This is a genomic window from Microbacterium sp. 22242 (assembly GCF_052045495.1).
Classification (GTDB): Bacteria; Actinomycetota; Actinomycetes; order Actinomycetales; family Microbacteriaceae; genus Microbacterium.
In genome coordinates, this window is record NZ_JBQEOZ010000019.1 from 16,743 (window position 1) to 40,815 (window position 24,073).

A 24,073-nucleotide genomic window follows, 5' to 3' on the forward strand; every position below is an offset into this window, starting at 1 on the left:
CCTCTCCCCGTCGGGTGCTCAGCTGCGGCGGCCGCGCATCAGCAGACCGGCCCCCGCCAGCGAGGCCGCGGCGAGCGCGCCGAGCCCGCCCGCGGCGATCGGGATCCACGTCGTGTCGCCGTCGGTCTGCACCGTGGCGGGCATCGTGTGCTCGGTGGGCTGCTCGGCCACCGGCGCGGGTGCCGGCGGCGTGACGACAGGCGGTGTCACGACCGGAGGCGTGACGACCGTCGCCGGGCAGGTCACCGCGTCGTGATGCACGGTCTTGTACACGGCAGGCGTCCCTGGCGTTCCCGGCACGGCCGGAGTGACGACGACCTCCTTCGTCGTCCAGTAGAACCAGTCCCCGTTCCCCGGCGTGCCGGCCTGGTAGGCCACGCCCAGCGGCTCGCCGTCCTTGTACTGCTCGGTGTTGGCGGTCCAGTGGTCGGGATCGTTCAGCGGGGTGGAGCCGCCGGGTCCCGCCTGATCCCCGTGCGGATTCCAGCTCCAGCGCTGGTCGGGAACCGTCTGCGTCACGGCGGGCGTGCCCGGCGTCGCCGGCACGGCCGGCGTCACGAGCACCTGCTCGTCGTACGCCGCGGCCGGCGTGCACGTCGTCGAGTCCGCCGCATACGCAGCAGGGACGGCGATCAGGATCCCCGCAGCGGCGAGCGTCAGCGCTCCCGCCGCGGATGCAACATAGCTGAGCGCCCCAGCGCTCCCCTTCGACAGGGTCATGGCCCCACTCCCCAGAATTCGATTGTGATCGGTTCGGATCACGCGAACAGGGTGTGGACGACGGAGTCGTGCCATGACCACGACGACCTTGTCCCCAGGTCGTCGGGTCCGACCACTTCGACAGTTGCTCACGCCCCAGCCCGCGCAACCTCTGCGGCTGACGATACTCGCGGCGCAACATATCGGCAACGCCCCGCGGCACATCCGCAGCCTTCCCCGGCCGGGCGCGCGAAAGGGGCCGCCTCCGAAGGAGACGGCCCCTGACAGGGCGCGCGCCTTGCAGCGCAGCGCCCGCCGGATTACTTCGCGGCGACGACCTGCAGCGTGATCACGGCGGTCACGTCGTCGTGCAGACGAACGGTCGCCTCGTGCTCGCCGACCGACTTGATCGGGGCGGTCACGTGAACCTTGCGCTTGTCGATCGCGCCGACGCCCGCAGCCTCGACGGCGGCGGCGATGTCGGCGGTCTTGACCGAGCCGAACAGACGGCCCTCGGCGCCGGCCTTGACGGCCAGGCGGACCTTGGCGGCCTCGAGCGCGTTCTTCAGCGCCACGGCGTCGTCACGGTCGTGGATCGCGCGCGCCTGACGGGCGGCACGGATCTGGTCGACCTGCCGTTCGCCACCGCGCGTCCACGCGACGGCGAAACCCTGCGGGACGAGGTAGTTGCGGGCGTACCCGTTCTTGACCTCGACCACGTCGCCGGCGCTTCCGAGCCCGGCGACCTCATTCGTGAGAATCAGCTTTGCCATGTCGGTACCCCTTAGCGGCCAGCGCCGGCGTAGGGCAGGAGAGCCATCTCGCGTGCGTTCTTGATCGCCTTGGCGATCAGACGCTGCTCCTGCACGGACACACCGGTGATGCGACGGGCGCGGATCTTGCCGCGCTCCGAGATGAACTTGCGGAGGGTCGCGACGTCCTTGTAGTCGATGACACCCACGCGGATGGACTTCGCGGGAGCGGCGTTCTTCGCGCCCTTCCGCGGCTTGCGGCGGTCGCCGCTCGACTTTCCAGCCATGGTTGTTTCCTTACGAGAAAATGATGATCGGATCCGTCAGGATCCGCAGATCTTGTTGATGCTTCGGATCAGAAAGGCGTGTCGTCGCCGAAGCTGCCGGGAGTGCTCCACGCGTCGGCGCTCGAGGATCCGGACGACCCGGGGGTCGACCAGGGCTCGTCCGAGACCTGCTGCTGCGGGCGTCCGCCGCCCTGACCGCCGGAGAACCCGCCGCCGCCGTTCGAGGCGGCACGGGTGACCTGCGCGGTCGCGTAGCGGAGCGAGGGGCCGATCTCGTCGACCTCCAGCTCGATCGCCGTGCGGTTCTGGCCTTCACGGTCCTGGTAGGAGCGCTGACGCAGGCGTCCGGATGCGATGACCCGCATGCCCTTCGTCAGGGATCCGGCGACGTGCTCCGCGAACTCGCGCCACACGGACGCGCGGAGGAACAGCGCGTCGCCGTCCTTCCACTCGTTCGCCTGGCGGTCGAACGTGCGCGGCGTCGAGGCGATGGTGAAGTTCGCCACCGGCAGCCCGTTCTGCGTGTAGCGCAGTTCGGGGTCGGCGGTGAGGTTGCCCACCACGGTGATGACGGTCTCGCCGGCCATGATCCTTAGACCTTCGCGGCCTTGGGCTTGCGAGCGGCCTTCTCCGCGGCACGCTTCGCCTCGGCGGCGACCATGGCCTGGGCCTCCTCGGCGCGCAGCACCTTGGTGCGGAACACGAGCTCCGACAGGTTCAGCTGACGGTCGAGCTCGTTGGTGGCCGCGCTCGTCGCGGTGAAGTTCACGACGGCGTAGATGCCCTCGGTCTTCTTGTTGATCTCGTAGGCGAAACGGCGCTTGCCCCAGACGTCGACCTTGTCAATCGAGCCACCATCGTTGGTGATGACCTTCAGGAACTTGTCGAGGTTGGGGGCAACCTGGCGCTCGTCCAGCTCGGGGGTCAGAATGACCATGAGCTCGTACTGGTGCGTCACTTACCCACCTCCTTCGGACTAGAACGGCTTCCGGGACTTTCCCGGAAGCAGGAGGGTGTGTGCACGTGCCCGGGCAGAATGCGCCCAGGCAACCTGAACAGCTTAGCGGATCCGCTCCCGGGCGGCGAATCGCCCGGATCACCGGTGGGCCCGTGATCGGTCCGGGTAGCCTGGGCCCATGCGCTGGCAGGACGACATCGAGGTCGGGAGCTGGATCCGGGATCGCCTGGATCCCGGCTTCGCGACGATGCACGGGGTCGTGCCGCGCGGCTTCGAGGCGTATGCGCGGATCTTCCATCCGGCGTCGGTCCGCAGCGTCGCCGGCGGCGGCATCGTGCCGACGTCCGACGAACTGCGGGCGATGTCGGAGGAGGACTTCGACCTCACCATCGCGGCGTTCCACGACGGAGGGGCGACCTGGGCGGATACGGCGGCGGCATTCGGCACCGTGATGCACCCGATCGCACAGTGGAACCGGATCGTGCGCACGCCCGAGGGCGAGGACTGGCGGCACCGCCGCGCACCGGACGGGCGGGAGTTCTCCGCGCCGATCGAGGGAGACCTGCCGCCGGCGCTGCTCGCCCATGTGGCAGGACATCTGGTCGCGCACACGGCCACGCCGGACGAGGGCGTGGCGGGCGTCTGGGCGGGCTGGGGCGGTCTGCTCGGCGGCTACGGCTCCAGCGGCAGTGTGATCCTGACCGCGACCGACGGGGCCGAGAGCGCGCACGCGGCGATGCTCGCCGAGAGCATCCACGACCCGTTCAACAACCCGTATCAGAAGGCGGTGTGGCACGACGGGATCCTCTCCCGCGAGATCTCCGAGGGCGCCCGCCTCGAGCTTCCGATGCGGGAGCACGTGCTCTTCGCCGCGCCGCCACGGGCGTTCGCGGATCCGGACTGGGTCGCCTTCGCACCCTGGCGCGACCCTTCGACGGGCTCAGGGACCGCGGCCGAAGGGCACGGCTTCCCGCCGATCACGCAGCACCCGAGCCTGATCTGGCCCGCGGACCGGGCGTGGATCCTGGTCAGCGAGATCGACTTCGATTCCACGGTCGTCGGCGGGTCCGCGGCGCTCGTCGCCGCCCTGTGCGCGGACACCCGGATCGAGGCCGTGCCGATCCCGGAGGGCGCGGACCTGCAGTGGGACGCCGACGTCGTCAACCGCTGACGCTCCGCGTCGGGGCCGTACCGAACCCGGGTCCCGCGGGTTAGCGTGGACGCGTGACCGTCCCGACCAGCCGACCCGCCGGCACCTATCCGTTCGATGCCGCTCCCCTGACCGCCCCGGTCGACCGTGCCGCGCTGGCCGCGTACTCGCGCTCGACGCCGTCCGCGGCCTTGAGCGCCTCCCACATCATCGGCCTGGTGTTCGGCGGGATCTTCCTCTTGGTGCTCCTCAGCACCTTCGGCACGGTCGCCGGCGCGATGCTGAGCGCGGCGCTGGGCGCGGCGGGCTTCATCCTCACGCCCGTGCTGATCGTCGTCGTCCTGGCGGCGGCCGTCGTCGGCATCGTGGCCTGGGTGCGGAGCCGGCGGATCAGGGCGTACCGCCTCGAGACGTTCGCCGCCGCGAACGGGATGACCTATCTCCCCGAGCTCGCCGACCCGCAGTTGCCCGGCATGATCTTCGGCCTGGGGCACAGCCGGAAGTCGATCGACCTGGTGCGCGGATCCTCCCCCCGCTTCGTCGAGTTCGCGAACTACCGGTACACGACGGGGTCGGGCAAGGAGGCACAGACCCACAACTGGGGTTACATCGCGATCCGCCTCGACGTGCCGCTGCCGAACATCGTGCTCGACTCGCTCGCGAACAACGGCTTCCTGGGCTCGAACCTGCCCGCCTCGTACAGCCGGCACCAGCGTCTCTCCCTCGAGGGGGACTTCGACCGCTCCTTCGCGCTGTACTGCCCCGAGGGCTACGAGCGCGACGCGCTCTACCTGTTCACACCCGACATCATGGCGCGCTTCATGGACAACGCAGCGGCCTTCGACGTCGAGATCGTCGACGACTGGCTGCTCCTGTACGCGCAGAACCGGCAGGTCTCCACGCTGGATCCGGCCGCGTGGGCGCACGCGTTCGCGACCGTGAGCGCGGTGATCGACAAGCTCGCGCAGTGGGCGCGGTGGCGCGACGAGCGGCTCAGCGCCGCGGGGCAGGCCTCACCCGTGCGGCCGGGAGGGAGCGTCTCCCCCGCGCCCGCGGCCTTCGCGGGTGTCGCCGCGCCGACGCCAGGCCCCGCCGGCCAGTCGTGGGCGCCGCCGCCCGGCGTGGCCGCGCCGGGGCGCCGGCTGAAGCGATCCATCCCGTGGGTGTCGGTGGTCGTGATCGCGTTCTTCGGGATCGCCTGGTTCGCGATGCACCTCCTCGCCCTGCGCTGACGAGCGTCCGGGATCGCAGAGCGAGAGGGAAGCCGTCGCCCCGAACATCGGTGCGACGGCTTCCCTCTTCACGGTCGGGCCGGAGACCAGGGTCCGCCGGCTCAGGCGCCCCGGCGCACCGCCTGCCACAGGGCGCGGCGCTCGGCCTGCTCCACCGGATCCGGCACGGGGAGGGCGGCGAGCAGCTCCTTCGTGTAGGGATCCTTCGGGTCGTTCAGCACCTGCGCGGTCGTGCCCTGCTCGCGGATCGTGCCGCGCTGCAGCACGATGATCCGGTCGCTCACGGCGTCGATCACGGCGAGGTCGTGGCTGATGAACAGCGACGCGAAGCCGAGCTCGGCCTGCAGCTGCACGAACAGCTCGAGCACCTTCGCCTGCACCGACACGTCGAGCGCGCTGGTCGGCTCGTCGGCGATGAGCAGCTTGGGATCCAGCGCGAGCGCTCGGGCGAGCGAGGCGCGCTGACGCTGCCCGCCGGAGAGCTCGTGCGGGAACCGGTCCCCGAAGTTCAGGGGCAGCCGCACCGCGTCGAGCAGCTCGTCCACGCGCGGGCGAGCGGCGGCGACGCTCGACGCCCTGCCGTGCACGATGAGCGGCTCGGCGATGCACTCCGCGATCGAGAGCAGCGGGTTGAAGCTCGTCGCCGGATCCTGGAACACGAAGCCGATGTCGGGGCGCAGCGGCGCCAGCTGGCGCTGCTTCACCCCCTTCATCTCCTGCCCGAGCACGGTGAGCGAGCCGCCCACCACGGTGGTCAGGCCGACGACGGCGCGACCGATCGTGGTCTTGCCGGATCCGGACTCCCCGACCAGCCCGACGACCTCGCCCGGGCCGACGTGGAAGTCCACGCCCTTGACCGCGATCACGCCGCCGCGCCCGAAGCGACCCGGGTAGCCGATCTCGCACGACCGCGCCACGATCAGGCTGCCGGCGGGGGCCTCGACGGACGTCCCTTCGACAAGCTCAGGGACCGAGGAAACGGGCTCAGGGACCGACGCCAGAGCCGACTTGCCCTGGCCCACGTGCGGCACCGCGGCGAGCAGCTCGCGGGTGTAGTCCTCACGGGGGCTCGCGAACAGCTCGCGCACGGGGGCCTGCTCGACGATGTCGCCGCGCAGCATCACCACGACGCGGTCGGCGAGGTCGGCGACGACGCCCATGTTGTGCGTGATCAGCACGATGGTCGCGCCGAACTCGTCGCGGCACGCGCGCAGCAGCTCGAGGATCTCGGCCTGCACGGTCACGTCGAGCGCCGTGGTCGGCTCGTCCGCGATGATCAGGCCGGCGTTCAGCACGAGCGCCATTGCGATCACGATGCGCTGCTTCTGCCCGCCGGAGAACTGGTGCGGGTAGTCGTCCACGCGCTTGTCCGGATCCGGGATGCCCACCTTCCGGAGGATCTCGACGGCCTTCGCCTTCGCCTCCCTCTTGGACAGCTTCCCTGATCCCTCGTGGGCGCGCAGGCCCTCGGCGATCTGCCAGCCCACGGTGTACACCGGGTTCAGCGCCGTCGACGGCTCCTGGAACACCATCGCCGCATCGCGCCCGCGCATCGCGCGCAGCTTCGCCGGCGAGGCGTGCACGACGTCGGTCTCGCCACCGCGGCCGCGCACGATCACGGCGCCCGACATGGTCGCGGTCTCGGGCAGCAGGCCGAGCAGCGCGTTGGCGGTGACGGTCTTGCCGGATCCGGATTCGCCGACGATCGCGAGCACCTCGCCCGCGTGCGCCTGGATGTCGATGCCCTTGACGGCATCGACGGGCTCGCCGTCGGTCGCGAACCGCACCTTGAGGTTGCGGAGCTCTGCCACATCCGGAAGGCCAGTAGTGATGGTCATGCCGCACCTCCCGCGCGACGGCGGGTGCGCAGTCGCGGATCGCTCAGGTCGTTCAGGCTCTCACCGACGAGCGTGATGCCGAGCACCACGAGCACGATCGCGAGACCGGGGAAGATCGAGGTCCACCAGATGCCGCTCGTGACGTCGGCGACGGAGCGGTTCAGGTCATAACCCCATTCGGCGGCCGAGGTCGCCTCGATGCCGAAGCCGAGGAAGCCGAGGCCGGCGAGGGTCAGCAGCGCCTCGGAGGCGTTCAGCGTGACCACGACCGGCAGCGAGCGCGTCGCGTTGCGCAGCACGTGCCGGAGCAGGATCCGCCCGGTCGGCACGCCGATGACCTTCGCCGACTCGACGAACGGCTCGGAGCGCACCCGCACCACCTCGGCGCGGATCACGCGCAGGTACTGCGGAACGAACACGACCGTGATCGACAGGGCGGTCGCCATCACGCCCGACCACAGGTTGGACTGGCCGTGGCTGATCACGATCGACATCACGATCGCGAGCAGCAGCGACGGGAACGCGTAGATCGCGTCCGCGACCACCACGAGGATCCGGTCCAGCCAACCGCCGAAGTAGCCCGAGATCAGTCCGAGGGCGATGCCGATGAAGATCGAGCAGACGATCGCCGCGATGATCACGAGCAGGGCCGTCTGCGCGCCCCAGATCACGCGGGAGAGCACGTCGAAGCCGCTCACGGTGGTGCCGAGCAGGTTCGTCGGGTTCGGCGGCTGCTGCGTGCCGAACTTGACGCCCGCCGCGGTCGTCTGCTGTGCCCAGGAGTACGGCGCGATGAGCGGGGCGAAGATCGCGGTGAGCACGAACAGGCCGGTGATGACGAGGCCGGTCACGAGCATGCCGCGCTGCAGCCCGACGCTCTGGCGCAGCTGGGAGACGACGGGCACCCGCTCCGTCCAGCGGCGCTTGCGCGGCGGCTGGGCCGCCAGCACCGACGTCTGCGGGGTCGGGAGGTTCCGGTCCAGGACGGGATCGGTCGAAGAGTCCGCGGTCATCTCAGTACCTCACCCTCGGGTCGATCATGGCGGCGATGATGTCGACGATGAAGTTGGTCACCGCGACGATCACCGCGATCATCACGACGATGCCCTGTACGGCCACGAAGTCGCGCGCCTTCAGGTACTCGGCCAGCATGAAGCCGATCCCCTTCCACTCGAACGTGGTCTCGGTCAGCACGGCGCCGGCGAGCAGCAGGGCGATCTGCAGTCCCATCACGGTGATGATCGGGATGAGGGCGGGGCGGAACGCGTGCTTGGTGACCAGGCGGTACTCGCTCACGCCGCGAGAGCGGCCGGAGGTGACGTACTGCTGGCCGAGCGTGCCGATCACGTTCGTGCGGATCAACCGCAGGAAGATGCCGGCGGTGAGCAGGCCGAGGGCGAGCGCAGGCAGGATCGCGTGCCACAGCACGTCGCCGATCGCCGCGCCGTCGCCCAGCCGGATCGCGTCGAGGAGGTAGATCCCGGTGGGGGTGCTCACGCCGCTCATCAGCAGCTCGGTCAAGGTGCTGGCCCGGCCGGACACCGGCAGCCAGCCCAGCCACACCGAGAAGACGAGCTTCAGCAGCAGGCCGACGAAGAAGATGGGTGTCGCGTAGGCGAGGATCGCCATGATCCGCAGCGATGCGTCCTGCCACTTGTCGCGGCGGTGCGCGGCCACCAGGCCGAGCGGGATCGACACCGCGAACGCGACGATGAGCGCGTAGATCGCGAGCTCGAGCGTGGCGGATCCGTACGTCAGCAGCACCTGCAGCACGGGCGTGCCGTCGGTGATGGTGTTGCCGAAGTCGCCGTGCAGGATCTTGCCCAGGTACTCGAAGTACTGGATCAGCACGGGGCGGTCGTACCCCGCCGCGTGCACGCGCTCTGCGAGCTGCGCGGCGGGCAGGCGGCCGCCGAGGGCCGCGGTGATGGGATCGCCGGTGATCCGCATCAGGAAGAAGACCATGGTGACCAGGATCAGCACGGTGGGGATGATCAGGAGAAGGCGGATCAGGATGTAGCGCCAGAGTCCTCCGCCGGAGGATGTCGAGCGCGTCGCCACGGGGTCTGCGGCGAGGACGTCTACGGCCATGTGAGTGGAACCTTTGTGAGATCAGGAGGCGCGGCGTTGCGCCGTGCACGGGAGACGGGGCACCGTCGCGCGTGCGGCGATGCCCCGTCTCAGGGTTGCGCTACTTGGTGAGCGGCGCGTAACGGAACTTGAACGACGCGTCGAGCGTGGTGCCGTTCACGCCGGTGCCGACGAACGCGACCTGCTTGCCCTGCAGCAGGGGCAGGGTCGACAGGTCCTTCGCGACCATGTCCTGCACCTGGGCCAGGTCGGCCATGCGCTTGTCCTTGTCGGTCTCGGTCTGCGACTTCACGATGAGGTCGTTCACCGCGCTGTTCTCGTAGTGGTTGCCGAGGAAGTTCTTCGTGAGGAAGAACGGCGACAGATAGTTGTCGGCGTCGGAGTAGTCCGGGAACCAGCCGAGCTGGTACGCGGGGTACACGTCGGCGGTGCGATCCTTCGAGTACTGCGTCCACTCGGTCTGCTGCAGGTTGACGGTGAACAGGCCGCCCTTCTCCAGCTGGGCCTTGATCGCCGCGTACTCGTCGCCCGAGGACGGACCGTAGTGCTCGCCGTTGTACTGCAGGTTCAGGGTGATCGGCGTGGTCACACCGGCCGCCGTGAGGACCTGCTTCGCCTTGTCGAGGGAGGGTCCGCCGTTGCCGTCGCCGTACATCGACTTCAGCGGCTGGGTGGCGCCGGCCACGCCGTCCGGGACGAAGGAGTAGAGCGGCGTGTAGGTGTCCTTGTAGACGTCCTTCGCGATCGCCGCGCGGTCGACGAGGTCGGCCGCCGCCTGTCGCACGGCCTGCGCCTTGGCCGGGTCGGCGTCCGGCGTGGTGACGCCGTAGGGCTGCGTGTTGAAGTTGAACACGATGTAGCGGATCTCGCCGCCGGGTCCGTCGACGAGCTTGACCTTCTTGTTCTTGGCGAGGTCGGCGGTGTCGGTGGCGGACAGGCTGCGGAAGGCCACGTCGATGTCGCCGTTGCCGATCGCGAGCTTGAGGTTCGACGCGTCCGCGAAGTACTTGACGTTGACGGCCGAGTTCGCGGGCTTGCCCAGCTCGCCCTGGTAGCCGGAGTATGGCTTGTAGGCGACGAGCTGGTTCTTCTTGTAGTCCGTGATCTCGTACTGACCGGCGAACGCCTTGCCCTTGATGATGGTGTCGTCGTCGGTGACCTTGTCGGCCGAGAACACCTTCTCGTCGACGATCGGGCCGGCCGGGCTGGACAGGATCTGCGGCCAGATCTGGTCGTTGCCGTTCTTCAGCGTGAACACGACGGTGGTGGGATCGGGCGCGGCGGTGCTGTCGAGGTTGCCGAGCAGCGAGGCCGGGCCGTTGGGGTCGTTGATCTTCACCATGCGGTCGAAGGAGAACTTCACCGAGGCCGAGGTGAGCGGGTCGCCGTTGGCGAACTTCAGTCCCTTCTTGAGCTTGACCGTGTACTCGGTCGGCGAGGTGAACGACGCCGACTCTGCGATGTCGGGGGTGACCTCGCCGGTGCCGTACTTGCTGTTCATCAGGAACGGGTAGATCTGGTTCATCACGGCGAAGGAGCCGTTGTCGTACGACCCCGCCGGGTCGAGGAACGTGATCTTGTCGGTGGTGCCGACCGTGATCGTGCTGCCGGAGGATCCGCCGGTCGAGCCGCCGCCGCCCGTGCTGCTCGTCGCGCAGCCCGCGAGGACGAGAGCCGAGACGCCGAGCGCTCCGATGGCGAAGCCGAGGCGGCCTCGAGTGCTGTGGAATGACATATACACCTCTGTATCGGTTCCAGGCCGCGCTTGGTCGCAGCCACACATCCATGGCCGAAGGGGTTCACGGCGCACGGGACAACCGATTGTAGGCACGCGTCAGCGGATCCTGTGAGCCCTGACACCGAGACGTGACCTCGGCGGCACTCGGTCCCAGCAGGAGAAGGCGCCGGGTCAGGCCAGGGCGAAGTGCTCGAGCTCCTCCTGGTCGAGCATCCGCGACCGGGTGAGGAATCGCTTGCCGGTCGGCGACTCGACGCTGAACCCGGATCCTCTGCCGTCCACCACGTCGATCGTGAGATGCGTGTACTTCCAGTACTCGAACTGCGACTCGGACATGTACACCTCGACTCCTTCCGCCTGCCCTGCGCCCGTCGCCGGGTCCAGTCCGATGTCGAGCCGTCCCAGCAGCACGTCCCCGGATCCGATCAGGAACATCCCGACCGGGTAGCACATGGGTGCGGATCCGTCGCAGCAGCCGCCGGACTGGTGGAACATCAGCGGGCCGTGCTGCGCGGTCAGCTCGCGCAGCAGCGCCGCCGCCTCCGGGGAGACGTCGACGCGGTGGTACTCGGGCATCCTGCCCTCCTCTCGTGGTGCGGGCNCCCTGGAACGCCCGCCCGGTCCTCTCCCCCGGCTTCCGACGCGGATCAGAAGAAGCCCATCGGCCCCTCGGCGTACGACACCAGGAGGTTCTTCGTCTGCTGGTAGTGGTCGAGCATCATCTTGTGGTTCTCGCGACCCACACCGGACTGCTTGTACCCGCCGAACGCGGCGTGCGCCGGGTACTGGTGGTACGTGTTCGTCCACACGCGCCCGGCCTCGATCGCCCGGCCGGCCCGGTACGCCGTGTCGCCGCTGCGGCTCCACACGCCGGCGCCGAGGCCGTAGAGCGTGTCGTTGGCGATCGAGATCGCGTCGTCGAAGTCGTCGAACGAGGTGACGGACAGCACCGGGCCGAAGATCTCCTCCTGGAAGATCCGCATGTCGTTGGTGCCCTCGAACACGGTCGGCGCGACGTAGTAGCCCTCGCTGAGGTCGCCGCCGAGGTCGACCCGCTCGCCGCCGGTGAGCAGCTTCGCGCCGCCCTGCTTGCCGATGTCGATGTAGCTGAGGATCTTCTCCAGCTGATCGTTCGAGGCCTGCGCCCCGATCATCGTGGTCAGATCCAGGGGGTTGCCCTGCACCACCTTCTTCACGCGATCCAGGCCGTCGGCGAGGAAGCCGTCGTAGATCGAGCGCTGGATGAGCGCGCGCGACGGGCAGGTGCACACCTCGCCCTGGTTCAGCGCGAACATCGTGAAACCCTCGAGCGCCTTGTCGTAGTACGGGTCGGAGGTCGAGCGCGCGACGTCCTCGAAGAACACGTTCGGGCTCTTGCCGCCGAGCTCGAGCGTGACCGGGATCAGGTTCTGCGAGGCGTACTGCATGATCAGCCGGCCGGTGGTCGTCTCGCCCGTGAACGCGACCTTGCGGATCCGCTTGTGCGACGCGAGCGGGGCGCCCGCCTCGATGCCGAAGCCGTTGACGATGTTCACCACGCCGGCGGGCAGCAGGTCGCCGATGATGTCGAAGAGGAACAGGATCGACGCCGGGGTCTGCTCGGCCGGCTTGATCACGACGCAGTTGCCCGCGGCGAGCGCGGGGGCGAGCTTCCAGGTCGCCATGAGCAGGGGGAAGTTCCACGGGATGATCTGGCCGACCACGCCCAGCGGCTCGTGGAAGTGGTACGCGACGGTGGTCTCGTCGAGCTGGCTGATCCCGCCTTCCTGCGCGCGCAGCACGCCGGCGAAGTAGCGGAAGTGGTCGACCGCGAGCGGGATGTCGGCGGCGAGGGTCTCCCGCACCGGCTTGCCGTTCTCCCAGGTCTCGGCGATCGCGATGATCTCGAGGTTCTGCTCGATCCGGTCGGCGATCCTGTTCAGGACGTTGGCGCGCTCCGTGGGGCTCGTCTTGCCCCAGCTCGCGAACGCCTTCCAGGCCACATCGACCGCGCGGTCGATGTCCTCGCTGGTGCCGCGGCCGACCTCGGTGAACGGCTTGCCGTTGACCGGGCTGATGTTCTCGAAGTACTGGCCCTTGACGGGTTCGACGAACTCGCCGCCGATGTAGTGCCCGTAGCGCGGGCGGTAGTTCGCGAGCGCGCCCGGCTGCCCCGGCGCCGCGTAGGCGGTCGACACGCTCTCCTCGATGATGGTCATCGCGTCTCCTTCGACGATCCGCGGCTCCGGCGCCGCGCGGGTTGATGTGCCTCGACGCTATGCGCGCGCACGTTGCGCCCCGATGCGTCACGTTGCATCCGGTTGCACGCAGGCCGGTCCCTGAGCCTGTCGAAGGGACGTCCAGTCCCGGCGCGGAGTGTCAGCCCTGCTCGAGGCGCTCGATCCGGCTCACCAGGGCCGCCCGCTTCGGGGAGCGCGCGGGCAGCAGCTCCAGGCACAGACGCAGGATCTCGGTGTCGTCCGCGCCCTCGGGGATCTCGGCGTACGACAGCAGCACGTCGACGCTGGCCTCGGTGCGCATGGTCTCGCGCAGGGTCGACCGCACGGTCTCGCGGTACTCCTCGACCCCGGGTGCGACCGAGTCCGGCAGCACCGGTCCGCGGTAGGCGGACAGGGCGACCCGGTGCGCACCGCGGTCCAGCAGCGACAGCACGTCCTGCGCGTCGGTCTCCAGCGGCACCGTGATCCGGTACGGCCGGGACTCCGGCACGAGCGCGGGCCAGACCCGCTCCAGCGCCTTGCGCAGGCGCACCATTTCGGGACGGAGCGTGTCGGCCGAGGATCCCTCTCCGTACACGAGCTCGGCGAGCCGCTCGGCGGAGAGCCCCTGCCGGTGCACCGCGAGCAGCAGCAGGATCTCGGCGTGCCGCGCGCTCAGCTCGACCGAGCGCTCGCCGTCGCCTCCGGTCACCTCGAGCCGCGCGCGGTCCCGGCCCAGCACCCGCAGCGCCGCGCGTTCCGGGCTCTGGCGGCGCTTCCGCGCCGGGACGGGCGCGGCCGGCTCCGCCCGCGCCCTCAGCCGGGCGACGAGCAGTTCCGCCTCGACGGCGCGCGCGGTGGCGTCGACGAGCATCCGCGCCTGCGGGCTGGCGGCCTCGGATCCGCCGGTCACGTCGATCACCCCGAGGATCCGCCGGTCCTCCGGGTCGAAGACGGGGGCGGCCGTGCACGACCACGGCTGCACCAGGCGGTTGTAGTGCTCGGCCCCGTGGATCTGCACCGAGGCGCCCAGCTCGAGCGCGGTGCCGGGTGCGGACGTGCCGACCGCGCGCTCGGACCAGTTCGCGCCCTCCACGAAGCCCATGTCTCCGGACAGGATCCGCTGATTCAGATCCCCCTCGACCCACAGCAGCCGCCCGGCGTGGTCGCCCACGGCGACGATGACCCCGGAGTCCTCCGCGGATCCGGGCAGCAGCAGGGCGCGGATCGTGTCCATCGCACCGGCGAGGGGATGCGCGAGCCGGTATGCGTCGAGGGCGTCGGCCGTGAACTCCAGCGGCGGCAGGCCCTCCGCGCCGACGCGCTGCCGCCAGGACCGCTCCCACGATTCCCGCACGAGGGACCGCACGTTCTGCAACCGGCCGTCGGCGAGGTTGCCCGCGACGAGCTCCTCGTGCGCGCGCTCGATGAGCAGGCGCGACGCCCCGGGAACGGGCTCGCGGGAGGGCTGCCAGGGCGAGGGCACGGTTCCTCCGGTCACGACGGCCTCCGATCATCGACGACGGAGTGCGACCAGTGTACGGCGGGCGACGAGGACGGGCGCGAGGAATCCTCGTGACCGCGGCCGGCGGCGTGCTCGCGATCGCGGCCCGACGGCGCCGTCGTGATCGCGGCCGGCGGCATCCTCGCCATCGCGGCCGGGGGCATCCTTAGGACCGCGGCCGGTTCCGAACTCAGTCACAACAGGGCCGATCCGGCCGAGTCCTCGCACGAACGTCCGGATCGACTGAGTTCGGAACGTCGTGCCGGGCGACCGGCATCCCGCTCGGGTGCGTAGATCCGCGAGACCGTGGGTCAGCCCCGCGCGGCCCACCATTCCCGCAGACGCTGCTCGGCGGCCTCGGGCCCGATGACGCCCTCGTCGAGGCGCAGCTCGAGCAGGAACCGGTAGGCCTCGCCGACCTCGCGACCGGGAGGGATCTCCAGGATCCGCTGCACGTCGTTGCCGTCGAGCTCAGGGCGGATCGCGTCGATCTCCTCCTGCTCGCGCAGCGCGATGATCCGATCCTCGATGTCGTCGTAAGCCGCGGCGAGCCGTGCCGCCTTGCGCTTGTTGCGCGTGGTCACGTCAGCGCGGGTGAGGATGTGCAGGCGCTCGAGCTGGTCCCCCGCATCGCGGACGTAGCGGCGCACCGCGGAGTCGGTCCACGCTCCCTCGGAATAGCCGAAGAAGCGCAGGTGCAGCTCGATGAGCTTGGCGACCGCCTCGGTCGACTCCTTGTCGAAGCGCAGGGCCTGCAGCCGCTTGCGGGCGAGGCGGGCGCCCACCACGTCGTGATGGTGGAAGCTCACGGCGCCGCCGGGCTCGAGCTTGCGGGTGCGCGGCTTGCCGATGTCGTGCAGCAGCACCGCGAGGCGCAGGATCGCGTCGGCCGGCTCACCGGGGTGCCGCTCGTGCTCCAGGGCGATCGCCTGGTCGAGAGCGGTGAGCGAGTGCTCGTAGACGTCCTTGTGGTGGTGGTGCTCGTCGACCTCGAGCCGCAGCGCGCTCACCTCGGGCAGGAACTCCTCGATCAGCCCGCTGTCGACGAGCACGCGGATCCCGCGCACCGGGTCGTCGGACTGCAGCAGCCGCACCAGCTCGGACTGGATCCGCTCCGGGCTCACGATCCGCAGCGTCTCGCGGAGGTCGGCGATCGCCGCCAGCGTGCGCTCCTCGATCGCGAAACCGAGCTGCGCGCTGAAACGGGCCGCGCGCAGCATTCGCAGCGGGTCGTCGCCGAAGCTGACCTCGGGAGCGGTCGGGGTGCGCAGCAGGCCGGCGATGAGATCCTCGACCCCACCGGTCGGATCGACGAGTTTCGTGACGAGCGCCGACTCCTTGCCCCCGGCGGGAGAGGAAACCAGCAGGGCCATGGCGTTGACGGTGAAGTCCCGGCGCACCAGGTCGCCCTCGATGCCGTCGCCGAACTCGACGACCGGCTTTCGGGTCACCCCGTCGTAGGCGTCGGCGCGGTGGGTCGTGATCTCGACCTGCTCGCCGTGCACCTTCGCGCCGATCGTGCCGAACTCCCGCCCGATGTCCCACTGCGTGGTCGAGATCGGCTTCACGATGCGCAGGATGTCGTCAGGACGCGCGTTCGTCGTGAAGTCGAGGTCGTGCGTGGGACGGCCGAGCAGCGCGTCCCGCACCGGCCCGCCGACGACGGCGAGATCGAACCCGGCGTCGGCGAAGGCACGCGCCAGGATCCGGACGACCGGGTTCTCGGCGAGCCCGCGCAGACGCGCGAGTCCCTCGGCCATGTTGAGCATGGATTCCAGGGTACCGGGGCGCGCCGGCGGCTTCAGCGGCCCGCGGAGGGGAAGGGTGTGCCGCCGACGTCGCGGATCGCCTGCTGCTGCGCCCGGATCTGCGTGAGGAGCAGCGTGCTGAGCACGCCGCCCCCGACGATCGCGATCGCGGCGAAGATCCACACGCCGGACTTCGGATCCGTGAGTCCCAGCACGTACACGGCGAGGACGGCCGCGACGAAGGCGAGCCCCTCCGCGGTCGCGAACACGAGGAACAGGCGCGTCCGCCGGCGGGTGAACTCCGCCGTGATGCGGCGCACCTGCGCCCCGGTCGAATAGTCAGCGGCGTCGGTCATGCGGTCAGCCTAACCAGCGTCCCCGAGCTACCGAGCTAGCGACCGGCCAAGCGACCGAGCCGCCGAGCGAGCGACCGACCCTCGTTAGACCGGATCGCCGTGCACCGGTCCCTCGGTGTTCGGCTGCCAGCCGAGGGCGGGCGCCACGTGCTCGGCGAACGCCTGCAGCACGTGCAGGTTGTACTCGGGGCCGAGCTGGTTCGGGATCGTCAGCATGAGGGTGTCCGCGGCCATCACGGCCTCGTCCTGCAACAGCTGCGAGATGAGCACGTCGGGCTCGGCCGCATAGGTCTTGCCGAACGTGGAGCGGAAGCCGTCGATCACGCCGACCTGGTCGTGGTTCTCCTCGGAGCGCAGCCCGAAGTAGGCGCGATCCTGATCGGAGACGAGCGGGAAGACGCTGCGGCTCACGGACACGCGCGGGGAGCCGGTGTGGCCGGCCTCCTTGTACGCGGCGCGGAACAGGTCGATCTGCTCGCGCTGCAGCTCGTGGAACGGCTGGCCGGTGGCCTCCGTGACCAGCGTCGAGCTCATCAGGTTCAGGCCCTTGCGTCCCGTCTCCTCCGCGGTCGCACGGGATCCGGATCCCCACCAGATGTGGTCGCGCAGGGTCGCCGTCCGCGGCTCGATCGGCAGGTAGCGTCCCTCGCCGACCATCCGCGGGTCGCCCTGCACCACGCCGGCGCCCTCGATCGCCTCGAGGAACTGGTCGAACTTGTCGCGAGCGAGCACCCCGCCGCGCTCGACGTCCTCGGTGTCGCGGTAGCCGAACGCCTCGTAGCCGCGCAGCGCGGTCTCGGGTGAGCCGCGGCTGACGCCGAGGGCGATCCTGCCGTCGGCGATCCAGTCGAGCGCCGCAGCCTCCTCGGCGAAGTACAGCGGGTTCTCGTACCGCATGTCGATCACGCCGGTGCCGACCTCGACCCGCTTCGTCGTCGCCGCCATCGCCGACAGCAGCGGCATCGGGGATGCGGCCTGCCGGGCGAAGTGGTGCACCCGCACGTACGCGCCGTTCACGCCGATCTCGTCCGCCCCCTGCGCGAGCTCGATGGTCTGGTGCAGCATCTCCCCCGCCGTGCGCGTCACCGATCCGGGCACGTTCGCGTAGTGCCCGAACGAGAGGAATCCGAAAGCCTTCATGATTCATCCAAACGCATGGATCGGGATCCTATTCCTCGTCCGGCAGTTCCTCGCCCACTGCCACAGTTTTCGACTCATGCACCACAGATCGATGCGGCGCATGTCGAAAAGTGTGGCACCCACTGGTCACTCCCCGGGGATCAGGAACCCGTCGACGACGAGCGCGCGCAGCCGCGGCTCCAGATCGGCCCAGAGCTCGGCCAGCGGCACCTCGAACAGGTCGGCGAGGGCCGCGGCGATCTGGGACACGGTGAGATCGCCGTCGCACGCGCCGACGAAGCCGGCGAGCGCGGGATCCACCGGCACGGTGCGGCCGAACCCGCCGCCCTGACGCAGCTCGATCACGCTCGGCGCATCCTGCCCGGGCAGATGGTGGCGGGCCTCGGTCACGTCCGGCGCGACCAGGAGGACGTCGGGGATGCCGTCCGCAAGCGCGTCGTGTCCGGCCAGGCCGTCCCGGAACGCGCGGCCCGCACCGGTGACCGGCTGCGACACCGCCTCGAAGCGGCGGAGCGGTGCCGGGCCTCGTCCGTTCGCGGTCGCAGGCCGCCGGATGAGCACGTACCCGAACCCGATCTCGGTCACGTCGCGCGCGGCGAAGTCGTCGAGCCAGGCGTCCAGCAGCGGTTCGAACGCCGCGTCTCGCGGGGTCGTGCCGCCGTCGCGGATCCACAGCTCGGCATAGCCCAGCGGCGAGAGGCTCTCGCGCTCCACCGCCCAGGCGTCGAGCGCGGGGTCGATCCACGACTCCAGCCGGCGCAGCCCGACCCCCTCGTCCCCTGAGCCGGGCTCGCGCGCGCCGCGGGCTCCGGTCGGCGTCAAGCGCGGTTCTGAGGGCGGCGCGGGGATCGAGGACCGCGACTCCCAGTTGCCCAGCAGCTGCGCGGATCCGCCGGGGATGAGGTGCGCCGGCGCCTCCCGCACGAAGGCCTCGACGAGCGCGTCGCCGATCAGGCCGCCGTCGCGGTACTCGTACTCGGGCACCCCGGCACCGCGCGGCGTGATCACGAACGGCGGGTTGGAGACGATGAGGCCGAAGGCCTCCCCGGCGACCGGCTCGAACATGCTGCCCTGCCGGAACTCGATGTTGCCGGCGCCGGCGAGCCGGGCGTTCAGCTCCGCATAGGCGAGGGCGCGCGCGGAGATGTCCGTCGCGACGACCGACCCGGCATGCCGCGCGATCAGCAGCGCTTGGATCCCGCAGCCGGTGCCCAGGTCCAGCGCGCGCTCCACCTCGATCGGCATCACCAGCGACGCGAGGGTGCGCGACGCTCCGCCCACGCCGAGCGTGTGGTCGGGCGGCAGCGCACCGCCGAGCGCGAACTCGTCCAGATCGCTCGCGATCCACCATTCCCCGACGCCGTCCGCGTCGACGAACGACTGCGGGCGGATCAGGGCCGCGGGGACGACCTGCCCCTCTTCGCGGTAGGCCAGCCCGAGCTCCTCCAGCCCGTCGATCCCGGTGCGCGCGAGAGCGGCGGCGACGGCATCCTCGGGTTGCGGCATCCCCACCACGAACAGGCGGCCGAGAGTGACGAGCGCGTCGCTGCGGCCCTCGACGGCGCGCAACAGCGGGGATCGGATCCCCCGCGCGAGGGCGTCGTCCGCCTCTGCACCCCAGGCCGTGCGCAGCGGATCGGAGCGGAAGTCCGCAGCGTCGAGATCGGCGGCGAGCGCCGCGCAGCGCAGCGCGTCGGGACGGGGGACGAGGTGACGGACCACGGCGTCACTCTACGCGGAGCGGACCGGGCGGGCGGAGGGGACCGTCCGCCTCCAGGGATCGACCGGGTGCCCCGCCTAGAATCGCAGGGCCAGCACTCTCCGCGACCGCGGGACGAGCGCGGGCGGATCCCTCCATGACAGCACACTCCGCACCTCCACGCCCCGCACCTGACCGGTCGGCCTCGGCCTCGTCGCTGCGGGCGCTGTCGCGACGTGGGATCCGCCGGGCTCTCGGCACCGCCGCCGTCGCCCTGGGATTGCTGCTGCCGCTGGCGGCGGTCTCGCCTGCGACCGCCGCCACCCCCACGCCGTCGCCGACGCCCACTCCGCAGCACGCGGGCCTGCAGGTGTCGCTGCTTCCGGACGGGAACGGCGCCTACGCCCCGGGGTCGCCGCTGACCACGACGCTCGAGATCCACAACGACGACACCACGGCGCTCGCACCCGGCACCGTGCACCTCGAGCTCGGACGCACCGCTCTCGCCGACCGTGCCGCCGTGTCGGCCTGGCTCAGCGGATCCGGCCCTGCGCCGGCGCTGTCCTCGATCGGCGATGCGCGCACGTCCGCCCTGAACGCCGGCGACGACGTCCGCACCTCGGTCGTGGTGCCCGTGCCGGATGTCGGCACCCTCGCCCCCGGCGTCTACCCCCTGCGCGCGACCTTTCAGGCGCCCACCGTCCAGGGGACTCCCCGCACCTCCACGCACAGCTCGTCGAGCGTGATCGTCGTGCCGCAGGGCGCGGCGCCGTCGGTGATCACCATCGTCCCGATCACGGCGACCCCGGCCGGCGACCTGCTGAGCGCGACCGAGCTCACCGCGCTCACCGGTCCGACCGGCGCGCTCACCGTCCAGCTGAACGGCGTCACCGGCACCCCCGCCGTGCTCGCGATCGATCCGTCGATCCCTGCCGCGATCCGGGTGCTGGGTCCGAACGCCCCGCCCAGCGCGACCGCCTGGCTCGCCCGCCTGGAGGCACTGCCGAACGAGCGGTTCCTGCTGCAGTTCGGCGACGCCGACGTGGCGGCCCAGGCCGCGGCCGGCCTGAGCGCACCGCTCACCGTCCCCTCCTTCGAACCGTTCACGAACCCGTCCGGCAAGACGCCCGCGACGCCGTCGCCGACCCCCACGCCGGGCGTGGTGACGCCGCTCGGCGGCGAGGACATCACCGCGATCTCCGGTGCCAGGGACGACCTCCTCTGGCCGCGAGGGCAGGTGACGGCCCAGGAGATCGCGACGATGTCGCGCTATGCCCCTGCCGGCGGCACGAGCGCGCTCCCGATCCTCCCGTCCACGACCTTCGCGTCCGGGACCAAGGGTGCGCCGGTCGCTCCGCACGGCAGCGTCGGCGGCACCTCGGTCCTGGTCACCGACACCGCCGTGTCCGATGCCCTCAGCAACGCGGCCGCCGAGTCCGACGCGAGCCGGCGCGGCGCTGCCCTCACCGAGGCGAACGCGATGCTGTGGTTCGCCGCGCCGGGATCCACCGTGCTCGCCGGGCTCTCCCGCGCGGAGGTGCGGTCGGATCAGGGCCTCACCGCCGCCGTGACCACCTTCAGCGGGGGTCAGGACGGGCGCCTCAGCCGGGTCCTCTCCACGTCGGCCGCCGACCTCGCGGTCGCCACGACCTCCGCGGCGGACCGCGCGAACGCCGTCGTCGCGCTGAACGGCGACGCCGGGAAGGTGGCCGAGTTCGCCACCATCCTGGACCGTCCGGAGGATCTCACCGTACGGGAGCGCATCTCGATCATGCGCCTGCTCGGCGTCGGCGTGCACACCACGGCCGACGATTTCGCAGCGGCCCTCGCGGCGCACCGCGAGGCGACTCGCAAGACCCTGAACGCGGTCGGGATCCAGCCGTCCAACCCGATCCTGATCAGCGCCAAGGTCGACGTGCCGGTCTGGGTGCGCAACGACCTGCCGTTCCCGGTGCACGTGCGACTGCATGCCGTGGCGAACGACCCGCGGATCGACGTGCCGCCCCTGACCGAGGTCGACGCGCAGCCGTCCAGCACCACGCGGGTCAAGATGCCGGTCGAAGCACGCGTCGCGAACGCCGAGGTCGATCTGAGCATGAAGCTCACGAGTCCGACCGGGGTCGCGATCGGCACGAACCAGACCGCCCAGCTCACCATCCGCGCGGAGTGGGAGACCATCGGGCTGATCGTGTTCGGGTCTCTCGCCGTACTGCTCATCGCCGGCGGAACCTTCCGCACGGTCCGTCGGCGCCGGAAGGCTGCCGCGAAACATGCCGCAGACGGCATGGATCAGGATCCGGCCGGTTCGGCGGGAACCGCGCAGGCCGCGGACGACGGCGAGGAGCCCCATGAGTAGCCTCGGCCGCGCCAGTGCCCTGCTCGCGGCGGGGACCATGGCGTCCCGCATCACCGGGCTGCTGCGCACGATCGTGCTCGTGGGCGTCGTCGGGGCCAACAAAGCGCCGGCGGCCGATGCGTTCAACATCGCGAACCAGTTGCCGAACGATGTCTACGCCATCATCTCGGCTGGAGTGCTCACCGCGGTGATCGTCCCGCAGATCGTCCAGGCGACGACGCACGCCGATCGAGGCAGCGCCTTCATCTCGAAACTCTTCACCCTCGGCACCTTCGTGCTGCTCATCACCACGGCCATCGCGATGATCGCCGCTCCGTGGCTGGTCTGGATCGCGTACGGCAGCGCTCACCCCGAACAGCAGGCACTCGCGATCGCCCTCTCGTACTGGTGCTTGCCGCAGATCTTCTTCTACGGCCTGTACTCCCTGGTCGGGGAGACACTGAACGCACGTCGGATCTTCGGGCCGTTCACCTGGGCCCCCGTCGCGAACAACATCGTCTCGATCGCCGGGTTCCTCGTGATCGGGGCGATGTTCGGTGCCCCTCTTGAGCAGGTCTCGCAATGGACCCCTGATCGAATCGCGTGGCTGGGAGTCACCGTGACCGGCGCCATCGCGGTCCAGGCCGGCATCCTCATCGCCTTCTGGCCTCGGACGCGCCTGGCCCTGCGACCGGACTTCCGCTGGCGAGGGGTCGGCCTCGGGAGCGTCGGACGCATGGCGGGCTGGACGTTGCTCATGGCGCTGATGGGTCTCGGTGCAGGCATCTTCCAGACGAACGTCGCCAGCGTCGCGTCGGGCGCCGGGCCCTCTGTCGCCGTCATGAGCTACGCCTGGCTCGTCTTCATGCTGCCGTACTCGGTGATTGTTCTGTCGATCGGAACCCCCTACTTCACCCAGCTCAGCGAGCACGCGCACGCGGGCGACGACGAACAGGTCCGCGGCGACATCGTGCGTTCCATCCGGACCCTCGGCTTCTTCCTGATGGGTGCCCTTGCCGCTGTCGTCGCCGCGGTCGTGCCGACGTCCCGCGTGTTCACCACGACGTCCGAAGACGCGACGACAAGCGCGATTGTTCTTCTCGCATATCTGTTGGCGCTCATCCCTCTCGCCGTGCTGTTCATCGTGCAGCGCACCTTCTACGCGTACGGCGACACTCGTACTCCTTTCCTGTTCACGCTCGTGCAGTGCGCGTTGATCGTCGCCACGACGTTCGGCGCACGCGAGCTCACCCAGAGCGGCGTACTCCCGATCGAGAGCCTCGCCGCGACGATCGCCCTGGGGCAATCCATCGCCAGCACGATCCAGGCGGTACTGGCCGTGTGGCTGCTGCACCGCCGACTCGGCGGGATCGGGACCGCGTCATGGATGTCTGCGATCGGCCGTTTCACACTCGCTGCCGTCCCCGCGAGCGCCGCCGGCTGGGGTGTGTTCCTTCTCCTCGACGGAGCCCGCGGATGGACGACTGCCACCCAGGTCACGGGCGCGCTGGGGGCCGCCATCGTCGCTGCGATCGTGCTCGCCATCTACATCGGGATCCTCGCCCTGCTGCGCGCGCCCGAGCTGGACGCGCTGAAGGGCCTCGTCCGACGCCTTGTCCCGTCGCCCTGAGCCTGATCCTCGCTCCGCCTCGCTCATGCCCGCTCCGTATCCCGACACGATCGCTGCACCCCTCACCCGCGAGCTGGTCGTGAAGAAGTCGCGCTTCATCGCGCTCGTGGCGCCCGCCGGATCCGTGGCCTCGGCGGAGGACGTGATCGCTGCGGTTCGCAAGCGGCACTGGGACGCGCGTCACCACTGCACCGCCATGGTCATCGGCGTCGCCGGCGATCAGGCCCGGTCCTCCGACGACGGCGAGCCCTCCGGCACGGCCGGGATCCCGATGCTCGAAGTCCTGCGCCGACGGGGCCTCACCGACGTCGTTGCGGTCGTCACGCGCTACTTCGGCGGGGTGAAGCTCGGCGCCGGGGGCCTCGTGCGCGCATACTCCACGGCCGTCTCCGACGTCCTCGACGGGGCCCGCCTGCTGCACCGGCGGGAGCTGCGCGAAGCAGTCGTCGAGGTTCCGCACGCCGATGCCGGCCGGATCGACAACGCGCTGCGCGACTGGGCGGGCGCGCACGGCGCCGCCCTCGACGACGCCGTGTACGGCGCCTCGGCGATCTTCACGCTGTGGATCCCGCCCGCGGAAGAGGATCGATTCCGTGATGATCTTGCTGCGCTCTCGGCCGGATCCCTCTCCGTCGCGTTCGGTGCGACCCGCGTCGTGGACGTGCCTGCCGGCTGACGCCGTGCGCAGCGCAGGCAGCACGAACGCCGGCCTGGAGCG

Annotated in this window: 21 protein-coding genes; 5 read left to right on the top strand and 16 right to left on the bottom strand. The window is 70.5% G+C overall.

Annotated elements, in window-relative coordinates; genetic code table 11:
* Positions 1 to 18: 18 nt before the first annotated feature.
* From ACTJJZ_RS16215 to rpsF, 5 genes are all read right to left on the bottom strand, one after another.
* The gene (locus tag ACTJJZ_RS16215; protein ID WP_440722227.1) at positions 19 to 720 is read right to left on the bottom strand and encodes a hypothetical protein; all 702 of its coding nucleotides are present in this window, start codon (positions 718 to 720) and stop codon (positions 19 to 21) included.
* Between the two features lie 299 nt (positions 721 to 1,019).
* Complete coding sequence (gene rplI / locus ACTJJZ_RS16220; RefSeq protein ID WP_440722228.1) at positions 1,020 to 1,472, bottom strand: 50S ribosomal protein L9; 453 nt, start codon at positions 1,470 to 1,472, stop codon at positions 1,020 to 1,022.
* 11 nt (positions 1,473 to 1,483) lie between these two features.
* Entirely contained in the window at positions 1,484 to 1,738 is a 255-nt protein-coding gene (rpsR, locus tag ACTJJZ_RS16225) for a 30S ribosomal protein S18 (protein ID WP_040168021.1), read from the bottom strand.
* Between the two features lie 68 nt (positions 1,739 to 1,806).
* On the bottom strand, positions 1,807 to 2,325 hold the full coding sequence (locus ACTJJZ_RS16230; protein ID WP_440722229.1) for a single-stranded DNA-binding protein: 519 nt from the start codon (positions 2,323 to 2,325) through the stop codon (positions 1,807 to 1,809).
* Between the two features lie 5 nt (positions 2,326 to 2,330).
* Positions 2,331 to 2,696 (bottom strand): 30S ribosomal protein S6, encoded by a 366-nt coding sequence (gene rpsF, locus ACTJJZ_RS16235; protein WP_440722230.1) that lies wholly within the window; start codon positions 2,694 to 2,696, stop codon positions 2,331 to 2,333.
* 178 nt (positions 2,697 to 2,874) lie between these two features.
* On the opposite strand from rpsF, the gene ACTJJZ_RS16240 reads away from it, so the two are divergent.
* Complete coding sequence (locus ACTJJZ_RS16240; protein WP_440722231.1) at positions 2,875 to 3,867, top strand: hypothetical protein; 993 nt, start codon at positions 2,875 to 2,877, stop codon at positions 3,865 to 3,867.
* Between the two features lie 53 nt (positions 3,868 to 3,920).
* The gene (locus tag ACTJJZ_RS16245; protein WP_440722232.1) at positions 3,921 to 5,078 is read left to right on the top strand and encodes a hypothetical protein; all 1,158 of its coding nucleotides are present in this window, start codon (positions 3,921 to 3,923) and stop codon (positions 5,076 to 5,078) included.
* Between the two features lie 101 nt (positions 5,079 to 5,179).
* Here ACTJJZ_RS16245 and ACTJJZ_RS16250 read toward each other — a convergent pair whose 3' ends face one another.
* The 11 genes from ACTJJZ_RS16250 to ACTJJZ_RS16300 form a co-directional block, all read right to left on the bottom strand.
* A complete protein-coding gene (locus ACTJJZ_RS16250) occupies positions 5,180 to 6,916 on the bottom strand; it encodes a dipeptide ABC transporter ATP-binding protein (protein ID WP_440722233.1) in 1,737 nt (578 codons plus the stop codon).
* Positions 6,913 to 7,929 (bottom strand): ABC transporter permease, encoded by a 1,017-nt coding sequence (locus ACTJJZ_RS16255; protein WP_440722234.1) that lies wholly within the window; start codon positions 7,927 to 7,929, stop codon positions 6,913 to 6,915. The genes ACTJJZ_RS16250 and ACTJJZ_RS16255 overlap by 4 nt, the downstream gene beginning before the upstream one ends.
* Position 7,930: 1 nt before the next feature.
* Positions 7,931 to 9,007, bottom strand: a complete 1,077-nt coding sequence (locus ACTJJZ_RS16260; protein WP_440722235.1) for an ABC transporter permease — start codon at positions 9,005 to 9,007, stop codon at positions 7,931 to 7,933.
* A gap of 100 nt (positions 9,008 to 9,107) precedes the next feature.
* Positions 9,108 to 10,742 carry an ABC transporter substrate-binding protein gene (locus tag ACTJJZ_RS16265; RefSeq protein ID WP_440722236.1) on the bottom strand — a complete coding sequence of 545 codons (1,635 nt, stop codon included), beginning with the start codon at positions 10,740 to 10,742 and terminating at the stop codon, positions 9,108 to 9,110.
* Positions 10,743 to 10,916: 174 nt separating this feature from the next.
* A complete protein-coding gene (locus tag ACTJJZ_RS16270) occupies positions 10,917 to 11,321 on the bottom strand; it encodes a DUF779 domain-containing protein (protein WP_440722237.1) in 405 nt (134 codons plus the stop codon).
* Between the two features lie 71 nt (positions 11,322 to 11,392).
* Positions 11,393 to 12,943, bottom strand: a complete 1,551-nt coding sequence (exaC, locus tag ACTJJZ_RS16275) for an acetaldehyde dehydrogenase ExaC (protein WP_440722238.1) — start codon at positions 12,941 to 12,943, stop codon at positions 11,393 to 11,395.
* Positions 12,944 to 13,103: 160 nt separating this feature from the next.
* Positions 13,104 to 14,429, bottom strand: coding sequence for a GAF domain-containing protein (locus tag ACTJJZ_RS16280; RefSeq protein WP_440722266.1), 1,326 nt, complete (start codon positions 14,427 to 14,429; stop codon positions 13,104 to 13,106).
* Between the two features lie 329 nt (positions 14,430 to 14,758).
* Positions 14,759 to 16,216, bottom strand: a complete 1,458-nt coding sequence (locus tag ACTJJZ_RS16285) for a CCA tRNA nucleotidyltransferase (protein ID WP_440722239.1) — start codon at positions 16,214 to 16,216, stop codon at positions 14,759 to 14,761.
* A 32-nt stretch (positions 16,217 to 16,248) separates the two neighbouring features.
* Complete coding sequence (locus ACTJJZ_RS16290) at positions 16,249 to 16,551, bottom strand: hypothetical protein (RefSeq protein WP_440722240.1); 303 nt, start codon at positions 16,549 to 16,551, stop codon at positions 16,249 to 16,251.
* Between the two features lie 84 nt (positions 16,552 to 16,635).
* A complete protein-coding gene (locus tag ACTJJZ_RS16295; RefSeq protein ID WP_440722241.1) occupies positions 16,636 to 17,691 on the bottom strand; it encodes an LLM class flavin-dependent oxidoreductase in 1,056 nt (351 codons plus the stop codon).
* 126 nt (positions 17,692 to 17,817) lie between these two features.
* On the bottom strand, positions 17,818 to 19,413 hold the full coding sequence (locus ACTJJZ_RS16300) for a DUF7059 domain-containing protein (protein WP_440722242.1): 1,596 nt from the start codon (positions 19,411 to 19,413) through the stop codon (positions 17,818 to 17,820).
* A gap of 134 nt (positions 19,414 to 19,547) precedes the next feature.
* Between ACTJJZ_RS16300 and ACTJJZ_RS16305 the strand changes: the two genes are divergently transcribed.
* Genes ACTJJZ_RS16305 through ACTJJZ_RS16315 form a run of 3 tightly spaced genes read left to right on the top strand, consistent with a single transcriptional unit; the run spans position 19,548 to position 24,031 of the window.
* Entirely contained in the window at positions 19,548 to 21,746 is a 2,199-nt protein-coding gene (locus ACTJJZ_RS16305; protein ID WP_440722243.1) for a DUF6049 family protein, read from the top strand.
* Positions 21,739 to 23,355 (top strand): murein biosynthesis integral membrane protein MurJ, encoded by a 1,617-nt coding sequence (gene murJ / locus ACTJJZ_RS16310; RefSeq protein ID WP_440722244.1) that lies wholly within the window; start codon positions 21,739 to 21,741, stop codon positions 23,353 to 23,355. Before ACTJJZ_RS16305 ends, murJ begins: the two co-directional genes overlap by 8 nt.
* 25 nt (positions 23,356 to 23,380) lie before the next feature.
* Positions 23,381 to 24,031: an IMPACT family protein gene (locus ACTJJZ_RS16315; RefSeq protein ID WP_440722245.1), complete on the top strand. Its 651-nt coding sequence runs from the start codon at positions 23,381 to 23,383 to the stop codon at positions 24,029 to 24,031.
* Positions 24,032 to 24,073 lie beyond the last annotated feature (42 nt).

What these genes read in the sequence shown, in the direction of transcription:
- ACTJJZ_RS16215 (WP_440722227.1), bottom strand. Translation starts at nt 720, where the DNA reads ATGACCCTGTCGAAGGGGAGCGCTGGGGCGCTCAGCTATGTTGCATCC.
- rplI (WP_440722228.1), bottom strand. Translation starts at nt 1,472, where the DNA reads ATGGCAAAGCTGATTCTCACGAATGAGGTCGCCGGGCTCGGAAGCGCC.
- rpsR (WP_040168021.1), bottom strand. Translation starts at nt 1,738, where the DNA reads ATGGCTGGAAAGTCGAGCGGCGACCGCCGCAAGCCGCGGAAGGGCGCG.
- ACTJJZ_RS16230 (WP_440722229.1), bottom strand. Translation starts at nt 2,325, where the DNA reads ATGGCCGGCGAGACCGTCATCACCGTGGTGGGCAACCTCACCGCCGAC.
- ACTJJZ_RS16240 (WP_440722231.1), top strand. Translation starts at nt 2,875, where the DNA reads ATGCGCTGGCAGGACGACATCGAGGTCGGGAGCTGGATCCGGGATCGC.
- ACTJJZ_RS16250 (WP_440722233.1), bottom strand. Translation starts at nt 6,916, where the DNA reads ATGACCATCACTACTGGCCTTCCGGATGTGGCAGAGCTCCGCAACCTC.
- ACTJJZ_RS16255 (WP_440722234.1), bottom strand. Translation starts at nt 7,929, where the DNA reads ATGACCGCGGACTCTTCGACCGATCCCGTCCTGGACCGGAACCTCCCG.
- ACTJJZ_RS16260 (WP_440722235.1), bottom strand. Translation starts at nt 9,007, where the DNA reads ATGGCCGTAGACGTCCTCGCCGCAGACCCCGTGGCGACGCGCTCGACA.
- ACTJJZ_RS16265 (WP_440722236.1), bottom strand. Translation starts at nt 10,742, where the DNA reads ATGTCATTCCACAGCACTCGAGGCCGCCTCGGCTTCGCCATCGGAGCG.
- ACTJJZ_RS16270 (WP_440722237.1), bottom strand. Translation starts at nt 11,321, where the DNA reads ATGCCCGAGTACCACCGCGTCGACGTCTCCCCGGAGGCGGCGGCGCTG.
- exaC (WP_440722238.1), bottom strand. Translation starts at nt 12,943, where the DNA reads ATGACCATCATCGAGGAGAGCGTGTCGACCGCCTACGCGGCGCCGGGG.
- ACTJJZ_RS16285 (WP_440722239.1), bottom strand. Translation starts at nt 16,216, where the DNA reads ATGCTCAACATGGCCGAGGGACTCGCGCGTCTGCGCGGGCTCGCCGAG.
- ACTJJZ_RS16290 (WP_440722240.1), bottom strand. Translation starts at nt 16,551, where the DNA reads ATGACCGACGCCGCTGACTATTCGACCGGGGCGCAGGTGCGCCGCATC.
- ACTJJZ_RS16295 (WP_440722241.1), bottom strand. Translation starts at nt 17,691, where the DNA reads ATGAAGGCTTTCGGATTCCTCTCGTTCGGGCACTACGCGAACGTGCCC.
- ACTJJZ_RS16305 (WP_440722243.1), top strand. Translation starts at nt 19,548, where the DNA reads ATGACAGCACACTCCGCACCTCCACGCCCCGCACCTGACCGGTCGGCC.
- murJ (WP_440722244.1), top strand. Translation starts at nt 21,739, where the DNA reads ATGAGTAGCCTCGGCCGCGCCAGTGCCCTGCTCGCGGCGGGGACCATG.
- ACTJJZ_RS16315 (WP_440722245.1), top strand. Translation starts at nt 23,381, where the DNA reads ATGCCCGCTCCGTATCCCGACACGATCGCTGCACCCCTCACCCGCGAG.